The sequence below is a fragment of the Flavobacterium sp. genome (genome assembly GCF_047602195.1).
Classification (GTDB): domain Bacteria; phylum Bacteroidota; class Bacteroidia; order Flavobacteriales; family Flavobacteriaceae; genus Flavobacterium.
In genome coordinates this window covers 568,014-593,554 of the sequence record NZ_JASGHW010000003.1, presented here as the reverse complement: position 1 = coordinate 593,554, position 25,541 = coordinate 568,014, and the positions used below count along the sequence as shown (strand labels likewise).

Here is a 25,541-nt window from a genome sequence, read left to right as displayed (position 1 = left end):
TTAATTCAAATTGGAAACGATGTAATTGTGGATACTCGCCGTTGTGGCGTCATCGATACGTGCCTTGGGCTGCATGCGTTTGATGATCGGCCCCCATTGTTCCTTGGTGAAATCGGTGGGCGCATACAGGTCATGGCATTTCGCACAATTGTTTTCGTACAGTGATTTTCCGGCGGCCAGGTCGTTGGAAATCGGTTTTTCTTCTTCGAGTGAAGCGACTTTGGGCGGCACCTGGACCGGATCGGGTTTCGTGGCGGAGACGCTGACTTTGGGCGCACAGGCGTAAACCAATATGCCAAAGAAAGCAGCGCAGATTATTTTTGACTTCATATCGTTGTTTTGCGTAAAAATAAAAAAATCCCGGGAACATCGCTGCGCCCGGGACTATAATTTACAATGTTTACAGTTATTTTACATCCATCAATTCGACGTCGAAAATAAGCGTCGCGTCAGGCGGTATTACTCCTCCGGCGCCACGTGAACCGTAGCCCAAATGCGAAGGGATCACGAAACGCGCCTTGTCACCTACCTGCAACAATGCAATGCCTTCGTCCCAGCCTTCGATCACGTGTCCCATGCCGAGCGGGAATTCGATCGGTTTTTTTCTTGAATACGAATTGTCGAATACTTTTCCGTTTTCGAGCGAACCCGAATAATGAACCGAAACGGTACGGCCTTTCTCGGCTTTCTTTCCGTTTCCTTTCTGGATGAATTTGTAGCGCAAACCACTATCGGTCTTATCGAAACCAGCAGCGAGTTCCTCCATTTTCTTTTCGGCGGCCTCGCGGACTGCGGCCTCGCGTTTGGCACGTGAACCTTCGAATGTACGGAAGGCTTCGACCGCATTCCATTTTTGTGCCTCCTCACCTACGCGGAGGATTTCTACCGAATCCATCGTATCGCCCTGCGCCACCGCATCGACCACATCCTGTCCTTCGACCACATTCCCGAAAACGGTATGCTTGTCATCAAGCCAAGGCGTGGCGACATGCGTGATGAAAAACTGCGAACCGTTGCTGCCCGGCCCTGCATTGGCCATCGACAAAACACCCGGGCCATCGTGGCGTAAATCTTGGTGGAATTCGTCGTCGAATTGGTAACCCGGCCCACCTGAACCCGTTCCGTTCGGGTCACCGCCCTGGATCATAAAATCGGGGATGACACGGTGGAATTTGAGTCCGTTGTAATAAGGAGTTCCTTGTGGCTTGGCGCTGTTCTCGAGGTTTCCTTCGGCCAAAGCGACAAAATTACCGACAGTTCCCGGTGTGAGATCGTGCGTGAGTTTGACCAAAATCGAACCTTTTGTGGTGTTGAATTTGGCGTATATTCCGTTTTCCATGGTTGTCTTATTTTAAAGTTTGAAGCTGCAAAGATAGGGATATTTGCCCGATTGCATGCGTCTTATTTGCGTTTGTACGTCAAGGCATAAACCACAAGGGCAAGTACCGCCAAAGTAGCACAACCCAAACTTACGCCATGCCATTTCCCAACACTCCACAACCAAAGCCCAAAAGCCGATCCCGCGGCTGTACCGAGAAAGCTAAACGACATATAGACGGTGTTCATGCGGTTGCGCGCTTCGGGCAAAAGGGCATAGATGCGGGTTTGGTTTGAAATGTGCACGCCCTGCAGCCCAATATCGACCAGGACGATGCCGATGACTACACCAACGACGCTGGCCGCCGAAAAATAAAAAACGACAAAACTGAGCAGCATCAATACAATCCCGTAACCGATGGCCACACGCGGATTGCCGTTGTCGCCCAATTTCCCGACGAGCGGTGCAGCCAAAGCACCAGAGGCACCGATAATCCCAAACATCCCAATCGTGGCGCTGTTGTACTGAAACGGCTGTCCCGAAAGCAGCAACACCATCGTCGTCCAGAACGCACCGAACTGGGCAAAACTGAGCGCATTGATCAGGGTCGCTTCGCGCAATACCGGTTGGGTTTTGATGAGCTGGGTGAGCGAATGCAGCAATTGGCCATAGCTTCCGGCAAAGGAAGGCTGGCTCAATGGAAATATTTTTTTGATCAATAAGGCGATGCCCAGGCAAATCCCGGCGGCGATCCAGAACATGCTGCGCCAACCGAACAGTTCGCCCACGACACCGCTCAGGGTGCGCGAAAGCAAAATACCGACGAGCAGTCCGCTCATAATCGTACCGACCACCTTGCCGCGGTTTTCGGGCTGGGTCAGCGAGGCGGCCAATGGTAAAATGAGTTGCGGCACAATCGAGGTGGCCCCGATGAGCAAAGAGGCAATCTGCAACAACAGAAAGCTCTGGGCTGTGGCGGCCAAAATTAGCGCAACCACCGACGCCAACAACGTCAATAAAATTTGTTTCTTGCGCTCGATTTTGTCGCCGAGCGGCACCATGAAAAACAAACCGATCGCGTAACCGCCCTGTGTAAAATAGGCGATCGTGCCGGCTTGGCTTTCGGGGATTGAAAATTCGTTGGCAATCAAAACAATCAGCGGCTGGCAGTAATACAGGTTGGCTACGATAAGCCCCGTGCAGGCCGACATAAACAGGACGATGGATTTGGAGAGATTCATGCGGCAAAAGTACGGTTTTCTTACACGCTGCCCTAGCCCCGATTGCAGTGAAAATCCTTTTTGTTCTTTAAGAACAAAAAGATTGCAACGGAAAGCGGGAATCAGCTCCTAAAAATAATTATACTTTGTAACTTTGCAACCAAGCTCAGGCACTAAGGCACTCAGCTACTCAGGCACTCCATGAGAATCGACATCATCACCGTACTTCCCGAATTACTGCGCAGCCCGTTCGAGGCTTCGATCATGAAACGCGCCATCGACAAAGGCTTGGTCGAGGTGCATTTCCACAACCTGCGCGATTACACCCTGAACAAGCAGAAAAGCGTGGACGATTACCAATTTGGCGGCGGCGCGGGCATGGTCATGATGATCCAGCCGATCGACGATTGCATCGCCAAACTCAAAAGCGAGCGCGCGTACGACGAAATCATTTACATGACACCCGACGGCGAAACGCTGAACCAACCGATGGCCAACCGCATGTCGTCGTATGAAAATATCATTATTTTGTGCGGCCATTACAAAGGCGTCGACCAGCGCGTGCGCGACCAGTTCATCACGAAAGAGATTTCGATTGGCGATTATGTGCTCAGCGGTGGCGAATTGGGCGCTTTGGTGTTGAGCGATGCGCTGATCCGATTGATTCCGGGGGTTTTGAGCGATGAGACTTCGGCCTTGACCGACTCGTTCCAGGACAATTTATTGGCTCCGCCGGTGTATACCAGACCAGCCGAATACAAGGGCTGGAAAGTCCCCGAGGTTTTGACGAGCGGCCATGCGGCCAAGATTGAAAAATGGCGCGAGGACATGGCGTATGAACATACGAAAAACCGTAGGCCGGATTTGCTGGGAGAATAAACTTGTTTAGACCGCTTCGCTACTAGAACCAAGACCGCTTCGCTGCCAGACGACAGACCACTGTCTTGATTCTGGGCTCTTGGCTCTTGGTTCTTGGCTCTTGATTCTTGGCTCTTGGTTCTTGGCTCTCAAAATCTTTATCTTTACCCCGTGAAATCCTTCTTACTCAAATACACCTGCCTGTTTATGGCGCTGCAGTTGCTCAATTGCAGTGTCGATGCGCCCGATGCCTCGAACATTTGGGCGACTGAAGATTTGGGTTACAACGAACAGGAAAGCGTCGTGGAGATTTTATTGGAACAAGTCGCCGATCTCGGTGATGTGATTGCCGAATACGATGACGACGATGCGAGCGATGAGACGTCGGGTAAAAAAATCGCCGTCGATTATTTTATCCTTCCGCATGATTTTGTTGCCGGGTTGACTTTGGAACCGGTTGCAGGAAATCCCTACTTTTTCAGGCCGACTTCCTGGCCGCAAACCACCAACCGCAACTTTTCGCCCCCACCGGAAGCCTGATTGTCTTTTTGAATTTAAAGTCTTTGCCTTTGGCGAAGCAATCCTTTATTCATTCATTTTAATTCAACAATCATGAAATTCATAATATACGGAATTCTTCCGATGACCTTGCTGTGCTTTGGCGCCAAGGCTTTTTCCCAAACCGAACAACAACAAAATGCGATCGAGGACAGCCTTTACATCGCCGAAGTCCAAGACCAGAAAGAACCGCTCAAGATCCTGCACGCCGAACCGTTGTACATCGACCTGATCCGCGATTTGGGTGCGCGCAAGGGCGAACGCGAATGGAACGTCGGGCTCGGCATCACCGACCACAACGACCATGACGAATACACCGCACTGGTCGAATATGAATGGGCACCAGCCGACCGGCTCGGGCTCGAGGTCGAATTGCCATTTTCGTTGTATTACCCGACGACCCACGGAGCCGAAGCGCCGGGCAGCCGCCTCAACAGTTTGAAGCTTGCGGCGCAGTATACCTTTCTCGTATCGGAGCGATGCAAGACCTCGATGGCTTTGGGTTACATCCAGGAATTCGAGCTCAACGACTTTGACCGATATGGCGATTCGAAGCTTTTTACGGGAAATGTGTACAACCCTTTCTTGGTCGCGGCCAAACGCTGGGGCAGTCATTTCCATAGCTTGTTGTATACAGGCCCACAGTTCATCCAACATTTTGGTCATCATGCGCTGGAAACCGTCTGGCAGATCAACAGCAATTTCCATTACATGATTCCGGGGACACGCAATTTTATCGGGGTGGAATTCAACAAGGAATTGCACAAAAGCGATTTCGATATGACGATTCGGCCGCAGATGCGTGTGGGCGTGACCGAAAAGATGATGATCGGGATTGTGACCGGGATTCCGATCAGCCGCGAAAATGAACGGTTTAGTACGTTTTTGCGTTTGATTTATGAGCCGGGACATTGATAGACCGCTGCGCTGCCAGAACCAAGATCGCTGCGCTGCCAGACGACAGACTACTGTCTTGATTCTTGGCTCTTGATTCTTGGTTCTTGCCTCTTGGTTCTTGGCTCTTGGTTCTTGGTTCTCCAAAATTTGAATGGAACAACAATGCCCTAGCCCCGATTAGGGCCGAGCGTTAAAAATCAGTCCGGTGGACTGATTTAGCGATGGAGCCAGGCGGCGCGTTGGCCTTGTATTGAAATATTTGAATAGTAACGACGAAGCCCTAGCCCCGATTGCAGTGGAAATCCTATTACGGCCACAGCGCAGCGGAGGCTGTAAAAGATTGCAACGAAAAGCGGGATGAGCTCTTGAAAATGAATAATTTAGATTTTTTTCAAATTATCCATTGTTAATTATCAATTATTAATTACATTTGCGCCCACATTTGGACCAACCTCTGACGAGATCCGTGAAAGTTGCTCTATCTTAAAACTTTTAAACCATTAATCATGGCAGATTTAATGAAATTCGTTCAGGACGAATTAATCGTAAAGAAAGATTTCCCGGAGTTTGGAGCCGGAGACACCATCACCGTTTACTACGAAATCAAGGAAGGTGAGAAAACAAGAACGCAGTTTTTCAAAGGCGTTGTCATCCAGAGAAGAGGTTCAGGTGCTACTGAGACTTTTACCATCCGTAAAATGTCGGGTTCAGTTGGCGTGGAGCGTATCTTCCCGATCAATTTGCCTGCCTTGCAGAAAATTGAGATCAACAAGACAGGTCACGTTCGCAGAGCCCGTATTTTCTACTTCAGAGAACTTACTGGTAAGAAAGCGAAAATCAAAGATAAGAGACGTTAATCAATCGCTCTTGAAAATGGAAGTCCCGACATTGTTCGGGACTTTTTTTTGACAAAATTTTTCTTTTAAATTGACAATTTGTTATTTAAAATCGGCTATTTTACGAAATCCGCAAATCAATCGTTATAGTTGATAAAGTGGGTTTGCCAATGCCCTATTTTCTTATCTTTGTTTCCGCAAACAAAAAATATGTAACAATGGCAAAGATCAAAGTAGCCAATCCGGTTGTAGAACTGGACGGCGATGAAATGACGCGCATCATCTGGTCGTTCATCAAAGAAAAACTCATCCTTCCTTATTTAGACCTCGACATCAAATACTACGATTTAGGCATCGAAAGCAGAGAGGCCACCAAAGACCAAATCACGATCGATTCGGCCGAAGCCATCAAGAAATACAACGTCGGCATCAAATGCGCGACGATTACACCTGACGAAGAACGCGTCAAGGAATTCAACCTTTCCGAAATGTGGAAATCACCCAACGGCACCATCCGCAACATCGTGGGCGGAACCGTTTTCCGCGAACCGATCATCATGAGCAACGTACCGCGTTATGTACAGGGCTGGACCAAACCGATCGTCATCGGACGTCACGCGTTCGGCGACCAATACAAGGCGACCGATAAAGTGATCAAAGGCAAAGGAACGCTCACGATGTCGTTCACGAACGAAGCCGGCGAAACCACCGAGTGGAAAGTGTACGATTTCAAGGGCGACGGCGTGGCCATGTCGATGTACAACACCGATGAGAGCATCTACGGATTTGCGCATTCTTCATTCCAGATGGCACTCACCAAAAAATGGCCTTTGTACCTTTCTACGAAAAACACCATCCTGAAAGCCTACGACGGACGTTTCAAGGACATTTTCGAAGAAGTATACCAGCAGCATTACAAAGCCGATTTCGACAAGAACGGCATGGTATACGAACACCGACTCATCGACGACATGGTCGCTTCGGCGATGAAATGGAGCGGTGGATTCGTTTGGGCTTGTAAGAATTATGACGGCGACGTACAGTCGGATACCGTAGCGCAAGGATTCGGTTCTTTGGGACTGATGACATCTGTTTTGGTGACGCCTGACGGAAAAACGGTCGAGGCCGAAGCGGCCCACGGAACCGTAACACGCCACTACCGCGAACACCAGAAAGGACGTGCGACGTCGACCAATCCGATTGCGTCGATTTTCGCCTGGACCAGAGGTTTGGAACACCGCGGCAAATTGGACGGCAACAACGAACTGATCCAATTCTGCAACACCTTGGAGCAGGTCTGCATCGATACCGTCGAAAGCGGCAAAATGACCAAGGATTTGGCCATGCTTGTCAAACCAGAAGGATTGACCGCAGATGATTATTTGACCACCGAGAATTTCCTCGCGGCCATCAAGGAAAACCTTGACAAGAAGCTCGCTTAAAATTTAGAATCCGAATAAATAAGCTGCCAATATTAGTATTGGCAGCTTTTTTTATTTACAAAAGCCAGTTTGAACATTACAGTTTTGAACCAGACAGCCAAGAAATTCGGCCGATTTTAGTTTTTAACTATAATTTAACTATATTTGACTGCTGTTAGCGTTGATACTGGCGGCATTTTCGAACATTAAAGCTGGCATAAATGAAAAAAATATTCCCCATATTTTTGTTGTTTTTAACCTACGCAACTTATGGCCAATTGAGCTTTTGCCCTGGCAGCAAAGGCATCCCGATTTTTATGGAAAATTTCGGAAGCGGCAATACCCAAGGACCTGCGCTCCCCGCAGGAACCATTACCTATACTTACACGACGGGAATGCCGCACGATGGCGAATACAATTTGTATTACCATACCAACCTGAGCAGCTCGTGGCACAACTCGCTTGACCATACGCCCGATACCGAACCGGATGGTTTCGAAGGCAAATCACTGATCATCAATGCCGGTTTGACGCCCGGACAGTTCTACCGCAGGGTGGTCAACGGCCTGTGTGTCAACACGACGTTCGAATTTTCGGCCTGGATCATGAACTTATTGGACATCACCGCCGGTTCATGCGGCGGAACGGGACGTCCGGTAGACGTGACCTTCGAAATCTGGAATTCCACCGAAACGGCGCTCATCGCCTCCGGAAGCACCGGCCCGATCAACGGAACGGCCACCGCCATCTGGACCCAATACGCGATCACCTTTACGATGCCCGCGGGACAAACCGGCGTCGTACTCCGCATGCGCAACAACGGCGTGGGCGGTTGCGGGAATGATCTCGCACTCGACGACATCAGCTTTTCGGCCTGCGGCGATGTGGTAACGATTACCTCTCCATCGGTGGTCGGAAGCACGTATACTTCGCTTTGCGTCGACAACAATCCGGTCAACATTGTGCTCAACGCGAATTCGGTCAGCACCCTGCCGCATGTCTATCAATGGCAGCAAAGTACCGATAATGTCAACTGGGCCGATATTCCTGGCGCAGTCGGGCCATCCTACACCACTCCAAACATCATCAGTACCCGATATTACAGGACCCGCGTGGCCGAAGATGCAGCGAATCTGTCGAATCCGTTGTGTTCGACGCTTTCGGATGTATTTACCGTAAATTTTCTTCCGAAACCACAACCGCCGGTCAGCAATGGCGACATCTCGATTTGCAACAACCAACCGATTCCAGCCCTGGTGGTCACCGTCGGCACAGGCGAACACGTAAATTGGTACAGCGCGCCGACAGGAGGTACCTTATTGGCCGCCAATACCACTACATACGCTCCAGCGACAACCGGAACTTATTATGCCGAAGCCTATACCGCACCGGGTTGTACCAGTGACACCCGCACACCGGTGATGCTGGACATCAAAACCTCGGTGACACTTCCGGCGGACGAAACCATACATCTTTGCTCCGGGCAAACCGCCATACTCGATGCGGGCGTTGCCGGATTGACGTACAATTGGTCTCCGGGTGGCGAAACCACACAAACCATTACGGTTTCGGGAACCGGAAATTATTCGGTGACGGCCACTACAGCAGACGGTTGCAGCGACACGAGAAATTTCTATGTGTATTCGCATGAAGTACCAGTCATTGCAGGGGTTCAGATTGACGGTACAATCGTAACGGTCTTGACACAAGGCGACAGTTTTTACCAATATTCCTTGGACGGAGCGAATTTCCAGGATTCGAACATATTCTACAATGTCCATGGCGGAATGTATACCGTCTATGTCAAGGACATCAACAATTGCGGCGAGGACGAATATGAATTCCTGCTTATTTTCATCCCGAAATTCTTTACGCCGAATACCGATGGCTACCACGATTTGTTCGAAATTGAAGGCATGGCGTTTCTCGATGATCCGAAAGTGGCGATTTTTGACCGCTATGGCAAATTGATCACGATGCTGACCCCGGCCAGACCGACCTGGGACGGCAATTACCACGGCCGACAATTGCCCTCAAGCGACTACTGGTACCTGTTCACAAGCAAAACGGCTGAATACAAAGAAGTAAAAGGCCATTTTTCTTTGAAAAGATAATTGACTTATTCGTAAAATAAAACTTACTTTGCACCGTTAACTTTTTCGTTAACGGTATTTTTTTACTAATCATCAATCAATTATCAATGAACAAATTGCAGCTTACCCTGCTGATGTTCCTGATTGTCATATCGTCAGGATTCTCGCAGGAACGGTTTACCTTAAGTGGTACCATCACCGACCTAAAAAGCAATGAAACCCTAATCGGCGTCAATGTCTTTATCCCGGAAATCAACGCCGGAACCACCACCAACGAGTACGGCTTCTACTCCATCACCATTCCGAAAGGGACGTACAAAGTCCAAATCAGCTACCTCGGCTACCTCACTTCGGAACAGGAAATCACGCTCGACAAAAACATCAAGAACAACTTCAGCCTGTCTTCGGAAGAAGAAAAAATCGAAGAAGTGACCATCAACGACGACCGCAAGGCGACCAACATCCGCAAGGCCGAAATGAGCGTCAACAAACTCTCGATGGCCACGATCAAGAAAATGCCGGTCGTATTGGGCGAAACCGACGTGCTCAAATCGATCCTGTTGTTGCCCGGCGTGACCAATGCGGGCGAAGGTTCTTCGGGGTTCAACGTACGCGGCGGGGCGGCCGACCAGAATTTGATCTTGCTCGATGAGGCTTCGATCTTCAATTCTTCTCACGTATTTGGGTTCTTTTCGGTGTTCAATTCGGATGCGATCAAGGACATGAAACTGTACAAGGGCGGCATCCCGGCGCGTTACGGCGGTCGTGCTTCCTCGGTACTCGACATCTACCAGAAAGACGGCAACAGCAAGGAATTCCACATGAATGGCGGAATCGGATTGATCTCGAGCCGCTTGCTCGCCGAAGGCCCGATCGTCAAGGACCGCGGTTCGTTCCTGATTGGCGGACGCGCGTCCTACATGCATCTGTTCATGAAACTGTCCGACAACAAGAACAGCGCGTATTTCTATGACCTCAATGCCAAGGCGAGCTACAAACTCAATGAAAATAACAGTTTGTATCTGAGCGGTTATTTTGGGCGCGACGTGTTCAGCATCGATGGCAGTTTTGAAAACATCTATGGCAATTCAACGCTCAATTTGCGTTGGAACCATTTGTTCTCGGACCGTTTGTTCTCGAACCTTTCGTTGATTTACAGCGATTATTATTATGGTTTGGATTTGGATTTCATCGGATTCACCTGGGATTCGGGGATCAAGAATTACAACATCAAATACGATTTCAAATACTACGCGACCGACGATTTCAAGCTCAATTATGGCGTCAATGGGATTTACTACGATTTCAATCCCGGAACGATCAAACCTTCGGACGCCAATTCGGGCATCAATTACGACCAGCTCGAAAAGAAAAAGGCTTTCGAACCGGCGCTCTATCTCGACGCCGAACACGATTTGGGCAAGCGCATCTCGATTTCCTACGGCATGCGTTACAGCCTGTTCTACCGACTCGGGCGTTCGACCGTAAACACCTATGCGAACGACCAGGCCGTGGTGTTCAACCCCGAATTGCAGATTTACGAAAAGGCCAAGCCGACCGGAACCGTTACTTACGACAAAAATGAAACGGTGGCCGATTTCAGCAACCTCGAACCGCGTGCGGCGATTTCGTTCCAATTGAATGAAAACCAATCGATCAAGGCAAGCTACAACCGACTCGTGCAGTATTTGCAGTTGATTTCGAACACGGCCTCGCCAACGCCGCTCGACATCTGGACGCCGAGCGACAATTTCATCAAGCCGCAGAAAATGGACCAGGTCGCCTTGGGGTATTTCCGCAATTTCAAGGACAACGAATATTCGCTCGAGGCCGAAACGTTCTACAAGAAAGTCAAGAACCGTCTCGATTACATCGACGGCGCCGATTTGATTGCCAACGACGCCATCGAGCAAGTGGTGCTCAACGGCGAAATGCGCGCCTACGGACTCGAGATTTTGTTCCGCAAAAACGAAGGCCGACTCAACGGTTGGGTATCGTATACGTTGTCGAAATCACAGCAACGCACCAAAGGCCGCAACGAGTTTGAGACAGGAATCAACGATGGCCAATGGTACAATTCAGGTTACGACAAGACGCACAACGTAGCGGTAACCGGTTCGTACAAATATACCGACAAATGGACTTTCGGCGCCAACTTTGCCTTGCAGACCGGCCAACCGGTGACCTATCCGAACGGATCGTACCAATACCAAGGACTGACAATCGTCAATTACGGATTGCGCAACCAAGACCGATTGCCGCTCTACCACCACTTGGATGTCTCGGCCACTTTTACCCCAAAACCGAAATCCAAAAGACGTTGGCAAAGCGAATGGGTGTTCAGCATCTACAACCTGTACAACCGCCAGAACGCGGCCTCGATCAGTTTCCGCCAGAATGTGGACAACGGTTCGAACGAAGCGATCCGCTTGTCGATTTTCGGGATTGTCCCGGGCGTAAGTTATAATTTCAAATTTTAAGACATGAAAAAATTACCTCTATACCTCATGATTTTGCTTTCGGTAATCTTTACCGGATGCGAGGAAGCGGTCGATATCGATACCGATACGGCACCGCCAAAATTGGTCGTGGACGCTTCGATCGTCTGGCAAAAAGGAACCACCGGCAACGAACAGAAAATCAAGCTGACCACGACGACCAGTTACCAGAACACGAATCCGCCGCATGTTTCAGGTGCGACGGTTTCCATCAAGAACAGCGCGAATACGGTTTTTGATTTTACCGAAACACCGGGCACGGGCGAATACATCTGTACGACATTTGTCCCCGAGGCCAATGAAACGTACACGCTCACGATCGTTTACAACGGCCAGACCTACACCGCCACCGAATCGCTCAAAATGACGCCACCGATCGATTATGTGACACAAGAATTGGCAGCCGGTGTCGGCGAGGAAGAAGACCGGATTGACGTCAAGGCTTATTTTACCGATCCCGGGAATACGCGCGATTATTACCTGTTCCGTTTCCAGTCGACCACCAGGGCCGTACCTGAATATGGCGTAACCGATGACGAATTCTTCAATGGCAACCAGGTGTTTGGTTTGTACTTCAATGAAGACCAGAAACCGGGCGATTTGGTTGAAATCAAGCTTTATGGCATTTCTGAACGCTACTATTATTACATGGAAAAACTCATGAACATCGTGGGCGGCAACGGTCCGTTTGGTGTGCCAGCAGGTGTTTTGCGCGGCAATGTGGTCAATACGACCAATCCGGCCGATTATCCGTTGGGGTATTTCAATGTGTCGGAAATCGATACACAGGTGTATACGATTACACCTTAAAAATAGTCTGTCGCTAACCGTAAAATAAAAATGATTGGCATGTTCATGTGAAAATGCCAATCATTCTATTTTTATCAAGTCCCTTTCGAAAAGGTTATTTTTTGTCAATATTGATGACCGCTTTATAGCCTACATCCAAAGCCCACATGCTTTCAGTGAGTACATTTCCAAACTCGTCTTTGACATAAAATGCTGCCGTGTTGGGTGCGCTAGTTCCGATATTCATTGCTTCCATTGCGATAACATTCCTGCCTTTGTGCAGATAAATCCGCAACCCTTTGCCGTATACATCACCCAAAAGTATGGCATCGTCGATCACAAACTCATCATGCCAGGCCCTGACATAATCACCATCAACAGCTTCGTAATCTCTTGAATACACAGTAACATATTCAGAGGTGGTTTCAAATGTACCCAAATCCATATTGCGCTGGTATTGCACCAAAAGATCCTTTAAATCTGCTTTGATTTTGTCATTGAGCTTGTCCTTGTAGATATCATTGCCCGGGCTCTCGAATTGATTATGGGCAGTCATATCGACCTTCTTTTCTGGAATTACACTGCTTTTTGACGTCTCGGTTTTGGGCGTATTGAAGACATTCGGTGTATAAACAGACGGAGAACTGCTGCCCGAACTCGGATTCATGCTGCCTGCTGAGTTCAAAGGCTTGATCGAATTGTTCTTATTGAGGAATTCGTTCTGTGCCGATATTTTCACAGAAACCAACAACAACAAAAGCAAATAAAAAGCGTTCTTCATGCGGAAGTATTCGATTGATGCGATAAATTTAAGGCATTTAACGAGACACCGACCCATTTTATTATTTTTTTATCAATTCTGAAATTCCAATCATCCACATGAACGACAGCCGAATCAAGATCACCCAATCTGAACTTTTATCCGACAACTGGTACATCCTCAAAAAAATCACCTACGACTACACCAAAAAAGATGGCAGCGTCGAATCGCAGGTGCGCGAAGTCTACGACCGTGGCAACGGGGCGACGATTTTGCTGTACAACAAAACCGGCCAAACCGTTATCCTGACACGCCAATTGCGCATCCCGACTTACCTCAATGGCAACGAAACCGGCATGATGATAGAAGCCTGTGCGGGGCTGCTCGATGCCGAAAACGCCGAGGAATGCATCCGCCGCGAAACCGAGGAAGAAACCGGCTACCAGATTTCCGAGGTCAAGAAAATTTTCAAGGTTTATATGTCTCCGGGTTCTGTGACGGAAACGATTGACTTTTTCGTCGCCGAATATTCCAAAGACATGAAAGTCAACGAAGGCGGCGGGCTCGACCACGAACAGGAAAATATTGAAGTGCTCGAACTGGGTTTTGACCAGGCAATGCAGATGATTGAGACGGGCGAAATCCGTGATGCGAAAACGATCATGTTGTTGCAATATGCCAAAATCCATGGGCTGCTGGGCTAAGCCTGTCACATCCTGAAATCAGGCTTGTAATTTTGCAGTCTTCGAGTAGATTTATAGTTTTTCTGTAAAGCCTATGGGATAAAAAAATGTAGCTTCGCTTTAGGGAAGGGGGCAATGAAGTTATATCCCAACGGATTCCCAGTGACACTTCAATACAGAAAATCTGTAGATTTTGTTAAAGTTTTCAGTAGAGATCAATCGCGCAACGAATCCAATTTTGTATAAAGTACAAACTTGAAACGGCATTGCCTACGACCAAATCTTAAGACATTTTTACAATTTCAGGCATGGGCATCAACCCATTATCGCGTATATTTGTGTAGCAAATCCGCACTATGAAATTCCAAGTCATTTCCGAATACCTGCCCAAAGGCGACCAGCCACAAGCCATCGAAAAACTCGCCCAGGGCGTGAAAGACGGCGAAAGATTCCAGACCTTGCTCGGTGTGACCGGTTCGGGAAAAACGTTTACCGCCGCCAATGTGATCCAGGAAGTGCAGCGCCCGACCCTCGTTCTGGCGCACAACAAAACGTTGGCCGCGCAATTGTATGCCGAGTTCAAGGAATTTTTCCCGAACAATGCCGTCGAATATTTCGTGTCCTACTACGACTACTACCAGCCCGAGGCGTTCATGCCCGTGACCGGCGTCTACATCGAAAAGGATTTGGCAATCAACGACGAGCTCGAAAAAATGCGACTCAGCACCACCTCTGCCCTGCTTTCTGGACGTCGCGATGTGTTGGTCGTGGCTTCGGTGTCGTGTCTGTACGGTATCGGGAACCCGGTCGAATTCCAGAAAAATGTGATTTCGCTCAAAAAGGGCCAGGTCATTTCACGCACCAAATTGCTGCACCAGCTCGTGCAGAGTTTGTATGCGCGTACCGAAGCCGAATTTACGGCCGGAACCTTCCGCATCAAGGGCGACACCGTCGAAGTATTCCCGAGCTATGGCGATGAGCCGTTCCGCATTCATTTCTTCGGGGACGAAATCGAGGAAATCGAGGCGTTCGATGCGACGACGGCACGTGTGATCGAAAAATACAATTTGCTCAACATCTATCCGGCCAATATGTTTGTGACTTCGCCCGAAGTCTTGCAGAATGCCATTTGGGAAATCCAGCAGGACCTGGTCAAGCAGGTCGATTATTTCAAGTCGATCGGCAAACATTTAGAAGCCAAACGCTTGGAGGAACGCACCAATTTCGATCTCGAGATGATCCGCGAACTGGGTTATTGCTCCGGGATTGAAAATTATTCGCGTTACCTCGACCGAAGATTGCCCGGTACGCGCCCGTTCTGCCTGCTCGATTATTTTCCGAAAGATTACCTGATGATTGTCGACGAAAGCCATGTGACCGTTTCCCAGGTTTCGGCCATGTACGGCGGCGACAGAAGCCGAAAGGAAAACCTCGTCGAATATGGTTTCAGATTGCCAGCGGCGATGGACAACCGTCCGCTCAAGTTCGAGGAATTCGAGTCGATGCAGAACCAGGTCATCTATGTTTCGGCGACCCCGGCCGATTATGAACTCGAAAAATCGGACGGTATTTATGTCGAGCAGATCATCCGCCCGACGGGACTCATCGACCCGGTCATCGAAATCCGTCCGAGCCTGAACCAGATCGACGACCTCATCGATGAAATCCAGCAACGCGCCGAAATCGACGAACGCGTCTTGGTGACGACACTGACCAAGCGTATGGCCGAGGAACTTGCCAAGTATTTGACCAAAGTCGCGATCCGCTGCCGCTACATCCATTCGGAAGTCGACACGCTCGAACGCATCGAGATCATGCAGGATTTGCGCAAGGGCATTTTTGACGTGTTGATTGGTGTGAACCTTTTGCGCGAAGGATTGGATTTGCCCGAAGTCTCACTCGTTGCCATCCTCGATGCCGACAAGGAAGGTTTCCTGCGAAGCAACCGTTCGCTCACGCAAACCATCGGTCGTGCCGCTCGTAACCTCAATGGAAAGGCAATCATGTATGCCGACAAGATTACGGCGAGCATGCAGAAGACCATCGACGAAACGAATTACCGCCGCGAGAAACAACTCAAATACAACGCCGACCACAATGTAATTCCGCAGGCACTCAACAAAAAAATCGACAATGTGTTCACGCGCTACAAACTGGTGGACGAGGAACTGAGCCTGATCGAGAAAAAAACCGCAGAACCCGATACGACTTACATGGCCAAGGTAGACATCGAGAAAATCATCCGAGACAAACGCAAGGCGATGGAGAAAGCGGCCAAGGATCTCGACTTCATGCAGGCGGCCAAATTGCGTGACGAAATCAAGGTTTTACAGGAAAAAATCTAAAAAGATGTAACACATCGATGTTACAATCCTTATAACGAAAGTTTTTCCGGATTTGTAAAAATTGCTTTACTTTTAGCAAAAGCTTACGCATGAAAAACGCAATACTCCTCTTTTTACTCGGAACCTTATTCTGTATTGCACAGCCAACCCAAAAAGGCGCCACCGAAAAAGCGCTCGAAACTTCAAAAGTCCTGCTCGAAAAACTGCAGTACGACAGTGCTTATGTCTATGCCGACAAGGCGCTTTGGCTCGCCAACCAATCGAAGGACAAGAAAATGCAAACCCGCGCCAATTTGAGCGTGGCCGAAGCCCTGTACAAGCAAGGCAAAAAAGTGAACGGGATTCCGTTTGCCCAAAAGGCACTCCAATTCGCGCAACAGACCGCAGACAAGGAAGGAATCACCGAAGCCTGGCTGATGCTCGGCAACATCCACCACTCCCAATATGAGGACGACCAATCGATTGCGTACTACCAAAAAATCGATGCGTTTTGCACCAAAAATAAATTCGAAAATGCGGCTTTGGTCAAGTCGATCATGGCTACCGGACTGATGTTCCTCAGGGGCTATGAAGACGGCAGCAAACCACCGATGGAACGTGCCGCCGAATACTTTACCCGCGCTTCCGAAATCGCCAAAAGAATCAACCTGAAAACCGAAGGTTTTATCGCCGACAGCTACCTGGGCGCTGTGCTCATCAGCGGCGATCATCCCGATTATGACAAGGCCGTGGCGCTTTACAAGGGCGGTTATGAGTATTTCAAGCAGACGGGAAACATTCCGCAACTGAGTTCGATCCTGTGGGCCTATGCGACGTTGTACCGCAACATGAAACTGTACAAGGTCGCCGAAAAATACTACCTCGAAAACATCAAGATCAACAACATTCCCGGAAATTTGACCGGTTCGGCACGTGCCCATTGGCAATTCGCGGCTTATTTCTACACGACGGGACAATTCAAAAAAGCCATTCCGGTCTATGAGACAGCCATCCGTTTGTTCAAGATGCAGCAAGACCCCGAATTGGGACCTTTGAGCGCTTGCCTGTTCGAGCTTTCGGACAGTTACGCCAAAACGGGCAATATGAAAGGCGCGTATCTTTATTTGAGCCAATACAAATCGATTGACGATTCGCTCGCCGTTCGCCAGAACAAGACCGAGTTCGCCGACATCGAAAGCAAATACCAATCGGAGAAAAAAGCACAGCAGATCAAATTGCTTTCGGTGGAAAAACAACTCGCAGAAAAACAGAAAAACACCCAGATGATTGTTTTCGGGGCCATACTGTTGCTGATGATTGTGGCGGCTTACGTGATGTATTCGGCGTACAAGAACCGCATCCGCACCGCTGAAAAATTACGCGAAATCAACGACATGAAATCGAAATTCTTTGCCAACATCTCGCACGAATTCCGTACACCACTTACGCTCATCAAAAGCCCGCTGCAAACCCTAGAGGCGTCCAAAATTGACGAGGACCAAAGAAAGCAGCTTGCGCTCATCGACAAACATTCCGATCGCATGCTCGAACTCGTGAACCAATTGCTGGAACTTTCCAAAATCGACAGCGGCCATTTCAAGCTCATCCTCAAGGAAGGCAAGCTCGACGATTTCCTGCATTCGATCATCGAACCTTTTGCATTCCAGGCCAAGGAAAATGACATCCAGTTGATTGCCAACATCGAGAAAACCACAGCAATGCATCATTTCGACAAGGATGTGATCGAGAAAATCGCGACCAACCTGCTGTCGAATGCGTTCAAGTATACGGCGCAAAAACAACCCGTGTATTTTTCGGGCACGATTGAGAAAAAGGAATTGCACCTGCGCATTTCGAATTCGGGCACGGACCTCAAAAAAGAAGATTTGCCGAAATTGTTCGAACGTTTTTACCAGAAAAATGAAACCCAGAACAGTTCGGGGATCGGATTGGCCCTGGTCAAGGAATTGGTTGAATTGTACAACGGCTCGATTGAAACCGCGCTCGACGGACAAACGTTGCGTTTTTTGATCCGCCTGCCGTTAGACCAGAATAATCCCAACGCGCTCAAGACCGAAACGCAAGAGGCGGTGCTTGCCCCAGAGCCCCAAAAGCCCGAAAACAAGGAATTGCCGATCTTGCTGGTTGTGGACGACAATGTCGAAATCCGCCAGGTCATCGCCGGAATTTTTGCTTCGGAATACAAAATCCTCGAAGCACCGAACGGGGAAAAAGCGCTCAAAATGGCGCAAAAGGAAATCCCGGATTGCATCATTTCGGACATCATGATGCCCAAGATGGATGGACTCGCCTTTACGCATGCGCTCAAAAACAATGAACTCACTTCATTCATTCCTTTGGTTTTATTGACGGCCAAGACGTCGCAGGAAACCCATCTCGAGGCACTCAAAAGTACCGCCGATGCCTTTCTGACCAAACCGTTCAACCATGAAATCCTCAAAGCGACCGTGGCCCAACTGATTGCCGAACGACGCAAACTGCAGGAACGCTACAGCCAGGAATTGGTGTTGAAGCCGGTGGATATCGTCATCAATTCGGTCGACGAGAAATTCCTCGACAAATTGCAGAAAGTGCTTGAAATAGAATTGCCGAACAGTAATTTCTCCACCGATGATTTTGCCAAGGAACTCGGGATGAGCCGCATGCAATTGCACCGCAAACTCAAAACACTGATCGGGGTTTCGGCTACCGAATTTTTGCGCAACGAACGGCTCAAGGCCGCAGCCGAATTACTCCAGAAAGGCAATGCCAATATATCAGAGATTGCCTATACGGTTGGTTTTAACGACCTCTCCTATTTCTCCAAATGTTTCAGGGAACGCTACCAGATGACCCCGACCGAATACATGGAGAAAAGCTGATTCCAAACGGAATCCCTTTATTTTTCTGGCTTGTAACATCATGTTACATATCTCATAAGGTCTGTTACAATAGTCACAGGCCAGCGGTTTCCCATGCGTTAATTTTACTTCAAACCATGTTGAAACCGTGACGCCCAAGAAGAAACCTTCCCATCATGAAGCCCGGCTGGATCATTTTCCGCAGAAGAAAATTTACATCAATGTGACCCATCTGGAAAAAGGCGACTACGAACTCAACATTGTCCACAAGAACAAATTGATTTCGAAAACCACTTTTAAAAAATCATGATCATGAGAAAACGAACTACGCTAACCAACTGTGTGATTATTTTTTTATTTCCGCTATTGGCATGGGCACAGGTGGGCCTCAATACGACCACCCCCAATGCCATGCTCGATGTTTCTTCTTCCAACAACGGGATGCTGATTCCAAGGGTTTCGCTGGGCTCGGCAACCGATGTGGCAACGGTTATCAATCCGCAAGGCGGTGCACTGGCCATTTCTACCTTGGTTTACAATTCGGCTACCGCCGGTGTTTCGCCCAATAATGTGACGCCGGGCTTTTACTATTGGGATGGCAGCAGATGGGTCGCCATCAGCGGCACCAAAGACTGGACGCTCAATGGCAACAGCGGCACCGTACAACCGGCCACTCCTGCCACCTATGGCACTTCTGCGATCGCCGCGACCGAAAATTTCATCGGGACCACCGACGCACGCGATGTCGTACTGGGTTCGGCCAATATCGAGCGGATGCGCGTATCCAACACCACGGGGAATATCGGGATTGGGACGGCTGCCCCAACCGGCGGCAAACTGCATGTCAACAACCCGGCCGCCGGTGGCATATCCAACTATAGCGAAAGTACTTTTGCGGGAAACGCCGACGGAATCGGCGTGGTGGGAACATCGGTCAATGCCCCTGGCTATGGTTACGGCGGACAATTCACGGGTGGTTATCGCGGTATCGTGGTAAGCAATCCAGCCACCAACTATAACAGCACCACTTACGGGCTCCAGTCCTATTCGACGGGTACAACCGGCGTAGGTTCTCGGATTGCGGGTTATTTTTCGGCCTCGGGCGCGGCAAACAATTATGGTTTGATTGTACCACCGGCCGGCGGCAATGTAGGTTTTGGCACCAATGCTCCCGATTTGGCCAAACTTCAAGTCGAAGGAATGATCGGCAACACCAGCGCCATTTTCAAAGGAGCAGCCAACAGTCAGGGCATCGCGATGATTGCCGATTGGCCAGCCATCCACTTCAATTCCTATTTCAACGGCAGCATCCGCAGCATGTCCAACGGCGGTTATGCCTCGATCATCAACACCGACCAAGCCAGCGGCGGTATAATGTTCCAAACCACCAACGTCGCCAATACGACGGCGGGAAATGCCGTCACCGTACCCGAGCGCATGCGCATCACCGGTGCCGGAAATGTAGGCATCGGCACTACCGCTCCCACCAACACCTTGCATGTCAATGGCAGTTTCCGCCTCGTAGACGGGACACAGGGCTTGAATAAAGTACTTACTTCTTCGGCCACCGGTGTGGCGAGTTGGCAAAGTCCGGCCATCGATAATGTGGTAGGTGTTTTGGGAGGTGCAGGCGCAACCATCCCTTACAATCAAGGCCCGTATCTGCAAACTGGGGCTTACATCATATTGCCACCGGGCAAGTTCGCCGTCAATGTGACGATGCTGTTGTCTAAAGCCGTTTTGACCTATTCGCCCAACAATTCCTTCTTTTGGGTACGCAGCACGTTTTCGAATTCAGGTGGGCTCAATCCAACGCCTTCGCCGGACATTGTCGGGTCGAATTTGGCGAGCGGGAATTTTCCGGGAACCAGTGTGTATGCTTTGCTGACCGGTACGATCATCATCAACAATACTTCGGGGACAAACCGTACTTATTTTTATGTGGCGGGCAGCGTCGTTTCGACCAACACTACCGAGACATTGTCTGGTTTTGGCGGATCGGTTTGGGCCGAAAACAATATCATCGCCTACCGGCTCAGCAATTAATTGTATTGTTCGCGGAAAGCGTTGTAAAGTAAATCGGGATCGATGATGGCATTGGGCGCTTCTTCCATCGCCTGCAGGATTTTTTTGGTCGCCGCCGGATTGAGTCCCATGTTGATCCCGATCTGGCGGATGGCGGCCTGCTCGCGGTCGTGCAAAACGCCGTCGATGTGCATCAGCAGCGCCAAACGATAGAATTGCTGGATACGGCGCGGTTCTGATTTGATGACTTGTGTGGGCAATTCGGTATGGAACAACTCGTCGAACGTTTCTTTTGCGATACCGAGTTCTTCGGCTACCAAAGCCAAAAATTCATACTCCCTTTCGTGCAGCCGTCCGTCAACAATCGAAAAGGCAATCATTTCGGACAAAAGGCTTATTTTTTCTTCATGGGTATTCATCAAATCGCTATTTTTAGCTAAAATATTATTTTTAATCAAAACAGCAAAATGAGGAAACTTTTGAACGGGTTGCTCTTGGTCTTTTTGTCGTTTTCTTTGGTCATGCAGGCGCAAAGTACCGCTTCGGCGCAGGTTTCCATTTTTACCATCGAGGCACCGCAACTGAACGCCCCTAAAAAAATATGGATGTATCTTCCCAAAGGTTATGCAACTTCTTCCCAAAAATACCCGGTGTTGTACATGCACGACGCACAGAATTTATTCGATGCCAGGACCTCGTTTGTCGGCGAATGGAACGTCGATGAAACCCTCGACAGCCTGAATGCCAAAGTCATTGTCGTAGGAATCGAGCACGGCAACGACAAACGCATCGATGAGCTCACGCCTTATAAAAATGAAAAATATGGCGGTGGCAAGGCCGATGCTTATCTCGATTTCATCGTCAACACCTTAAAGCCCGAAATCGACAAGAGATACCGAACGAAAACCGATACCCAAAACACCGCCATCATGGGCAGTTCTTTGGGCGGATTGGTCTCATTTTATGCCGTTTTGAAATACCCGAAAGTCTTTGGAAAGGCCGGTATTTTCTCGCCTTCATTTTGGTATTCCAAAGACATCTATCAGTTGGCGCAGCAAGCCCCGATGATAAAAGCCAAACTGTACTTCCTGTGCGGCGATGACGAAGATGCTGAAATGGTGTCCGATATGCAACGCATGGAACTAATCGTTTCCGAAAACCAAAGACACTCCAAAAAACTATTCCGAAGCGAGGTGATCAAAGGCGGCAAACATAATGAAAAATTATGGCGGGAACATTTTGCAAAAGCGTACCTTTGGTTGATGAATTAATTTCTCAGGAACTCAGGAACTCAGGAACTCAGGAACTCAGGAACTCAGGAACTCAGGAACTCAGGAACTCAGGAACTCAGGAACTCAGGAACTCAAAACAAAAACATGAACAACAACGATATTTTCAAAAAACTACGTGTGGCGCTGCAATTGCGCGACGAACAAATCATCGAAATCCTGCAACTGGTCGATTTCAGAATGTCCAAAGCCGAACTGGGTGCCCTTTTCCGCAATGTGGACCACCCCAATTACATGGAATGCGGCGACCAGGTGTTGCGCAATTTCCTGAACGGATTGGTGATCCATTTGCGCGGTACCAAAGAAAATCCGAAGAATGCGATGGATGTGATCAACCAGAACCGCGAGGCCATTCAGGCTTCCGAAAAGAACCGTTTTCCGAAGGACCTCAATACCAAGAATGGGCCGGTTTCGAAAAACCAACCGGAACCCAAAACGAAAACCACGCAGAAACCTTTCAAAAAACCTGCCCCGAAAAAGCCCGAAATCGTAGAGAAAGTAAAATTCAACAACGGAAAAAAGAAAAAATAAGATGAAGAAAATCGCATCATTCCTTCTGCTGTTATTTGCATTGCAAGTTTCGGCGCAAACAGATAACCCGAATTACGACAGGGAATTGGCCGCCAAACTCGGGGCCGACGATTACGGCATGAAATCGTATGTACTGGTCATCCTCAAAACGGGCAGCAACAAAACCAACGACAAGGAACTGGTCAACAAAATGTTCCAAGGACACATGGAAAACATCGGAAGGCTCGTCAAGGATGGCAAACTGATCGTGGCCGGGCCATTGCAGAAAAACGACAAGAATTACCGCGGAATTTTTATCCTCAATGTCAAAACGATCGATGAGGCGCAGCAATTGCTCCAGACCGATCCAGCCGTGGCTGAAAAATTACTCGAGGCCGAATTATATGGTTGGTACGGATCGGCAGCATTGCCCGAATACCTCGAAACCCATAAGAAAATAGAACTCAAAACCCATTGATGGTTTGCGGTTTGCAACAATATTTTCCCGGCCCTTTTGGCCGGGATTTTTTTTGGAAATGTTAAAGTAGAAATCCCTTTTGAAGGATTATACTTATATTTACTTTCCCAATCCCGAATCACATGAGCAAATCACACCAACAGGTCATCGAAACCGTCGAATCGCGCTTGCTGAAAGCCATGACAAACTGCGACAAAGGCGAACTGTACAAACTGATCCACCCCGATTTTGTATTTACCGACGAAAACGGGGCCATTTTTTCAGGAATCGAGAGACTCCAGATCAGCGAACCCAAAACGCAACGCATCAAAACCACCGAAATCCAGCAGCGCAACATTACTTTCTTCAACAACGTCGCCATCGTCAATTCGTTCGAAAAACGCACCGGCGATGTCAAGGGCAAATCGTTTGAACGCCAGTACCGCATCACACGCATCTGGAAATTCAACGGCCGCGGTTGGTGCATCATCGGCGCGAGCCGAGCCCATTCTTAAACCGATTGAAATCGGGGCAGCATTTGCTTTTTTAGCTATATTTGGGAAAAACAAACATTCCCGATGACCCGAACCGTATTTTCTTTGGCCATGGCTTTTATGGGTTTCCAACTTGCTGTTGCGCAAACCTATGAATTAAAAAAGACACTCACTGCCGATGACAAAAAGCAATTGATGGCGACGCTGCGAGAAGAAACATTCAATCTGACGCCCAATATAGCGTTCAACATCAGTACCACCGACTTGGAGCCAACTTTCGAAAAGATGTCGGAGTCGAATTTTACTGAAACTTTCCTCAAAACACAACAGGAAAAACTCGCCAAAGATTCACTTAATCCCATATTGCTGAACAATATGGCCGAATATTACCGCAACAATGGCGACTTGGCGCTAGAGGCCAAATTCAGGAAAAAATCATACGCCCACATCGATTTTCGTTATTTCGGCAAAGACAGTGCTTTTTACTATTCGTTCCGGGCCATTTTAAAGAACAACCTCAAGCTCGAAGGTTCTTTTGACGATATGGATCATTCGCTGCGCATCAACCCGAATGATTCAATCGGCACGCTGATTTATCCGCTATTCTTGATCGGCGAAGGCAAATTCGAGAAAATGAAGGAAATTGGCTATCGCTCACTCGATTCCAAAAAGGCCAAGCATGTAGGTTTTACCCTGTTTTTTGTGACTATGGCCGAAATGTGTGAGAAAAACAAAATCCTTTTAAGCGGCAATGCCGATGAAGCACTAAAGAAAAAAATACGCCAAACGGATTATGACAGCACTTTTGATTATCAAAACATTGCGAAATATACTGCGCTCTATCCCAAGGATGTCGAAATACGCAACCTGAAACTGCTGGAATTTACCCACTTAATGTTCAAAATGATCGCTTTCGAAATGGATGATGACGGTTTGCCGATTTTTGAATTTTCTGCAAGGGAAAAGCAAAAAATGAAGGAAATGGAGCTCTGGATCCAAGAATCCTTATCGAAGAAAACGCTCAACCCTTACACCGCATACAAGAGTTTGGCGGTGTTGGCCTTCTTTACGCAAAACCACAGCAAGGCAATTGAATTTGGTAACAAGTCGATTGCAGTCTTCCCGGCTTCCAAGCGCACAGCCGATTTCAATTCGAATGAAAGTTATGAGTTGCTCCAGACGGTTTATTACCTCAAGAAAGATTTTGTGAATTACCAAAAAATTACCGCCGACAAAATCAAAGCGATGCCGCTTGGAAAACCTGCCGCCATTGATTATGTAAGTTTGGCCAAATGTGCCTTGCGCAACAATGACCTTGACGCCGCCGAAACCAATGCCAAAAAAGCACGCGAATTGCAGCCGCAAAGCGAATCGTTCCGAGTGCTGTCGTATGTGTATTTCGTTCAGGACATGGGTTCACTCGCGCAACGCTATGTGGAGGAAGCCCAAAAAAACCTGACCACCGATAACGAATCTTACAAACTGGTCATCCAATTTGCGATTTACTTAATTGCCATCAACCAAGCCGACCAGGCGATGGCGATGTTTGACCAAGCGGTTAAAGTACCTGGGTTCGAAGATTGTGAAATCTGTAAAAAATTGACCGACACCTACATCCAAAAAATTCAAAAGTAAATTCGTATTTTTGGT

The 25,541-nt window shown here is 48.5% G+C and carries 23 protein-coding genes; 18 read left to right on the top strand and 5 right to left on the bottom strand.

Going from position 1 to position 25,541, the window contains the following annotated elements; translation table 11 throughout:
- From QM717_RS06090 to QM717_RS06080, 3 genes are all read right to left on the bottom strand, one after another.
- Nucleotides 1-330, bottom strand: coding sequence for a cytochrome c (locus QM717_RS06090; RefSeq protein WP_415035853.1), 330 nt, complete (start codon nucleotides 328-330; stop codon nucleotides 1-3).
- 76 nt (nucleotides 331-406) lie between these two features.
- The gene (locus tag QM717_RS06085; protein WP_415035851.1) at nucleotides 407-1,339 is read right to left on the bottom strand and encodes a peptidylprolyl isomerase; all 933 of its coding nucleotides are present in this window, start codon (nucleotides 1,337-1,339) and stop codon (nucleotides 407-409) included.
- A 62-nt stretch (nucleotides 1,340-1,401) separates the two neighbouring features.
- Nucleotides 1,402-2,559 carry an MFS transporter gene (locus QM717_RS06080; RefSeq protein WP_415035849.1) on the bottom strand — a complete coding sequence of 386 codons (1,158 nt, stop codon included), beginning with the start codon at nucleotides 2,557-2,559 and terminating at the stop codon, nucleotides 1,402-1,404.
- Between the two features lie 180 nt (nucleotides 2,560-2,739).
- On the opposite strand from QM717_RS06080, the gene trmD reads away from it, so the two are divergent.
- From trmD to QM717_RS06040, 8 genes are all read left to right on the top strand, one after another.
- On the top strand, nucleotides 2,740-3,417 hold the full coding sequence (gene trmD / locus QM717_RS06075) for a tRNA (guanosine(37)-N1)-methyltransferase TrmD (RefSeq protein WP_415035847.1): 678 nt from the start codon (nucleotides 2,740-2,742) through the stop codon (nucleotides 3,415-3,417).
- A gap of 150 nt (nucleotides 3,418-3,567) precedes the next feature.
- Complete coding sequence (locus tag QM717_RS06070) at nucleotides 3,568-3,936, top strand: hypothetical protein (RefSeq protein WP_415035845.1); 369 nt, start codon at nucleotides 3,568-3,570, stop codon at nucleotides 3,934-3,936.
- 72 nt (nucleotides 3,937-4,008) lie between these two features.
- Nucleotides 4,009-4,869, top strand: a complete 861-nt coding sequence (locus QM717_RS06065; RefSeq protein ID WP_415035843.1) for an HAEPLYID family protein — start codon at nucleotides 4,009-4,011, stop codon at nucleotides 4,867-4,869.
- 488 nt (nucleotides 4,870-5,357) lie between these two features.
- On the top strand, nucleotides 5,358-5,708 hold the full coding sequence (gene rplS, locus QM717_RS06060; RefSeq protein ID WP_415035841.1) for a 50S ribosomal protein L19: 351 nt from the start codon (nucleotides 5,358-5,360) through the stop codon (nucleotides 5,706-5,708).
- 197 nt (nucleotides 5,709-5,905) lie between these two features.
- Nucleotides 5,906-7,129, top strand: coding sequence for an NADP-dependent isocitrate dehydrogenase (locus tag QM717_RS06055; RefSeq protein ID WP_415035839.1), 1,224 nt, complete (start codon nucleotides 5,906-5,908; stop codon nucleotides 7,127-7,129).
- Nucleotides 7,130-7,329: 200 nt separating this feature from the next.
- Nucleotides 7,330-9,222 (top strand): T9SS type B sorting domain-containing protein, encoded by a 1,893-nt coding sequence (locus tag QM717_RS06050; protein ID WP_415035837.1) that lies wholly within the window; start codon nucleotides 7,330-7,332, stop codon nucleotides 9,220-9,222.
- A gap of 86 nt (nucleotides 9,223-9,308) precedes the next feature.
- The gene (locus tag QM717_RS06045; RefSeq protein ID WP_415035835.1) at nucleotides 9,309-11,681 is read left to right on the top strand and encodes a TonB-dependent receptor; all 2,373 of its coding nucleotides are present in this window, start codon (nucleotides 9,309-9,311) and stop codon (nucleotides 11,679-11,681) included.
- 3 nt (nucleotides 11,682-11,684) lie between these two features.
- Nucleotides 11,685-12,509: a DUF4249 domain-containing protein gene (locus QM717_RS06040; RefSeq protein WP_415035833.1), complete on the top strand. Its 825-nt coding sequence runs from the start codon at nucleotides 11,685-11,687 to the stop codon at nucleotides 12,507-12,509.
- A 94-nt stretch (nucleotides 12,510-12,603) separates the two neighbouring features.
- Here the strand turns inward: QM717_RS06040 and QM717_RS06035 are convergent, their stop codons facing one another.
- Entirely contained in the window at nucleotides 12,604-13,269 is a 666-nt protein-coding gene (locus QM717_RS06035; RefSeq protein WP_415035831.1) for a hypothetical protein, read from the bottom strand.
- A gap of 98 nt (nucleotides 13,270-13,367) precedes the next feature.
- Between QM717_RS06035 and nudK the strand changes: the two genes are divergently transcribed.
- From nudK to QM717_RS06010, 5 genes are all read left to right on the top strand, one after another.
- Nucleotides 13,368-13,952 (top strand): GDP-mannose pyrophosphatase NudK, encoded by a 585-nt coding sequence (gene nudK, locus QM717_RS06030; protein ID WP_415035829.1) that lies wholly within the window; start codon nucleotides 13,368-13,370, stop codon nucleotides 13,950-13,952.
- 335 nt (nucleotides 13,953-14,287) lie between these two features.
- Nucleotides 14,288-16,276 carry an excinuclease ABC subunit UvrB gene (gene uvrB, locus QM717_RS06025; RefSeq protein ID WP_415035827.1) on the top strand — a complete coding sequence of 663 codons (1,989 nt, stop codon included), beginning with the start codon at nucleotides 14,288-14,290 and terminating at the stop codon, nucleotides 16,274-16,276.
- Between the two features lie 89 nt (nucleotides 16,277-16,365).
- Nucleotides 16,366-19,137, top strand: a complete 2,772-nt coding sequence (locus QM717_RS06020) for a response regulator (protein ID WP_415035825.1) — start codon at nucleotides 16,366-16,368, stop codon at nucleotides 19,135-19,137.
- 127 nt (nucleotides 19,138-19,264) lie between these two features.
- Nucleotides 19,265-19,426, top strand: a complete 162-nt coding sequence (locus QM717_RS06015) for a hypothetical protein (protein WP_415035823.1) — start codon at nucleotides 19,265-19,267, stop codon at nucleotides 19,424-19,426.
- Between the two features lie 2 nt (nucleotides 19,427-19,428).
- Entirely contained in the window at nucleotides 19,429-21,162 is a 1,734-nt protein-coding gene (locus tag QM717_RS06010) for a hypothetical protein (protein WP_415035821.1), read from the top strand.
- Here the strand turns inward: QM717_RS06010 and QM717_RS06005 are convergent.
- On the bottom strand, nucleotides 21,159-21,560 hold the full coding sequence (locus tag QM717_RS06005; protein ID WP_415035819.1) for an excinuclease ABC subunit B: 402 nt from the start codon (nucleotides 21,558-21,560) through the stop codon (nucleotides 21,159-21,161). The genes QM717_RS06010 and QM717_RS06005 overlap by 4 nt on opposite strands.
- Before the next feature lie 48 nt (nucleotides 21,561-21,608).
- Here QM717_RS06005 and QM717_RS06000 point away from each other — a divergent pair, with 48 nt between their 5' ends.
- The 5 genes from QM717_RS06000 to QM717_RS05980 all read left to right on the top strand — a co-directional run bounded on the left by QM717_RS06000 (nucleotide 21,609) and on the right by QM717_RS05980 (nucleotide 25,526).
- Nucleotides 21,609-22,412, top strand: a complete 804-nt coding sequence (locus QM717_RS06000) for an alpha/beta hydrolase (RefSeq protein WP_415035817.1) — start codon at nucleotides 21,609-21,611, stop codon at nucleotides 22,410-22,412.
- Nucleotides 22,413-22,517: 105 nt separating this feature from the next.
- Entirely contained in the window at nucleotides 22,518-22,961 is a 444-nt protein-coding gene (locus QM717_RS05995; RefSeq protein ID WP_415035815.1) for a DUF1456 family protein, read from the top strand.
- A 1-nt stretch (nucleotide 22,962) separates the two neighbouring features.
- Nucleotides 22,963-23,418 carry a YciI family protein gene (locus QM717_RS05990; RefSeq protein ID WP_415035813.1) on the top strand — a complete coding sequence of 152 codons (456 nt, stop codon included), beginning with the start codon at nucleotides 22,963-22,965 and terminating at the stop codon, nucleotides 23,416-23,418.
- 122 nt (nucleotides 23,419-23,540) lie between these two features.
- A complete protein-coding gene (locus QM717_RS05985) occupies nucleotides 23,541-23,912 on the top strand; it encodes a nuclear transport factor 2 family protein (protein WP_415035811.1) in 372 nt (123 codons plus the stop codon).
- Nucleotides 23,913-23,975: 63 nt separating this feature from the next.
- Nucleotides 23,976-25,526: a hypothetical protein gene (locus QM717_RS05980; protein WP_415035809.1), complete on the top strand. Its 1,551-nt coding sequence runs from the start codon at nucleotides 23,976-23,978 to the stop codon at nucleotides 25,524-25,526.
- Nucleotides 25,527-25,541 lie beyond the last annotated feature (15 nt).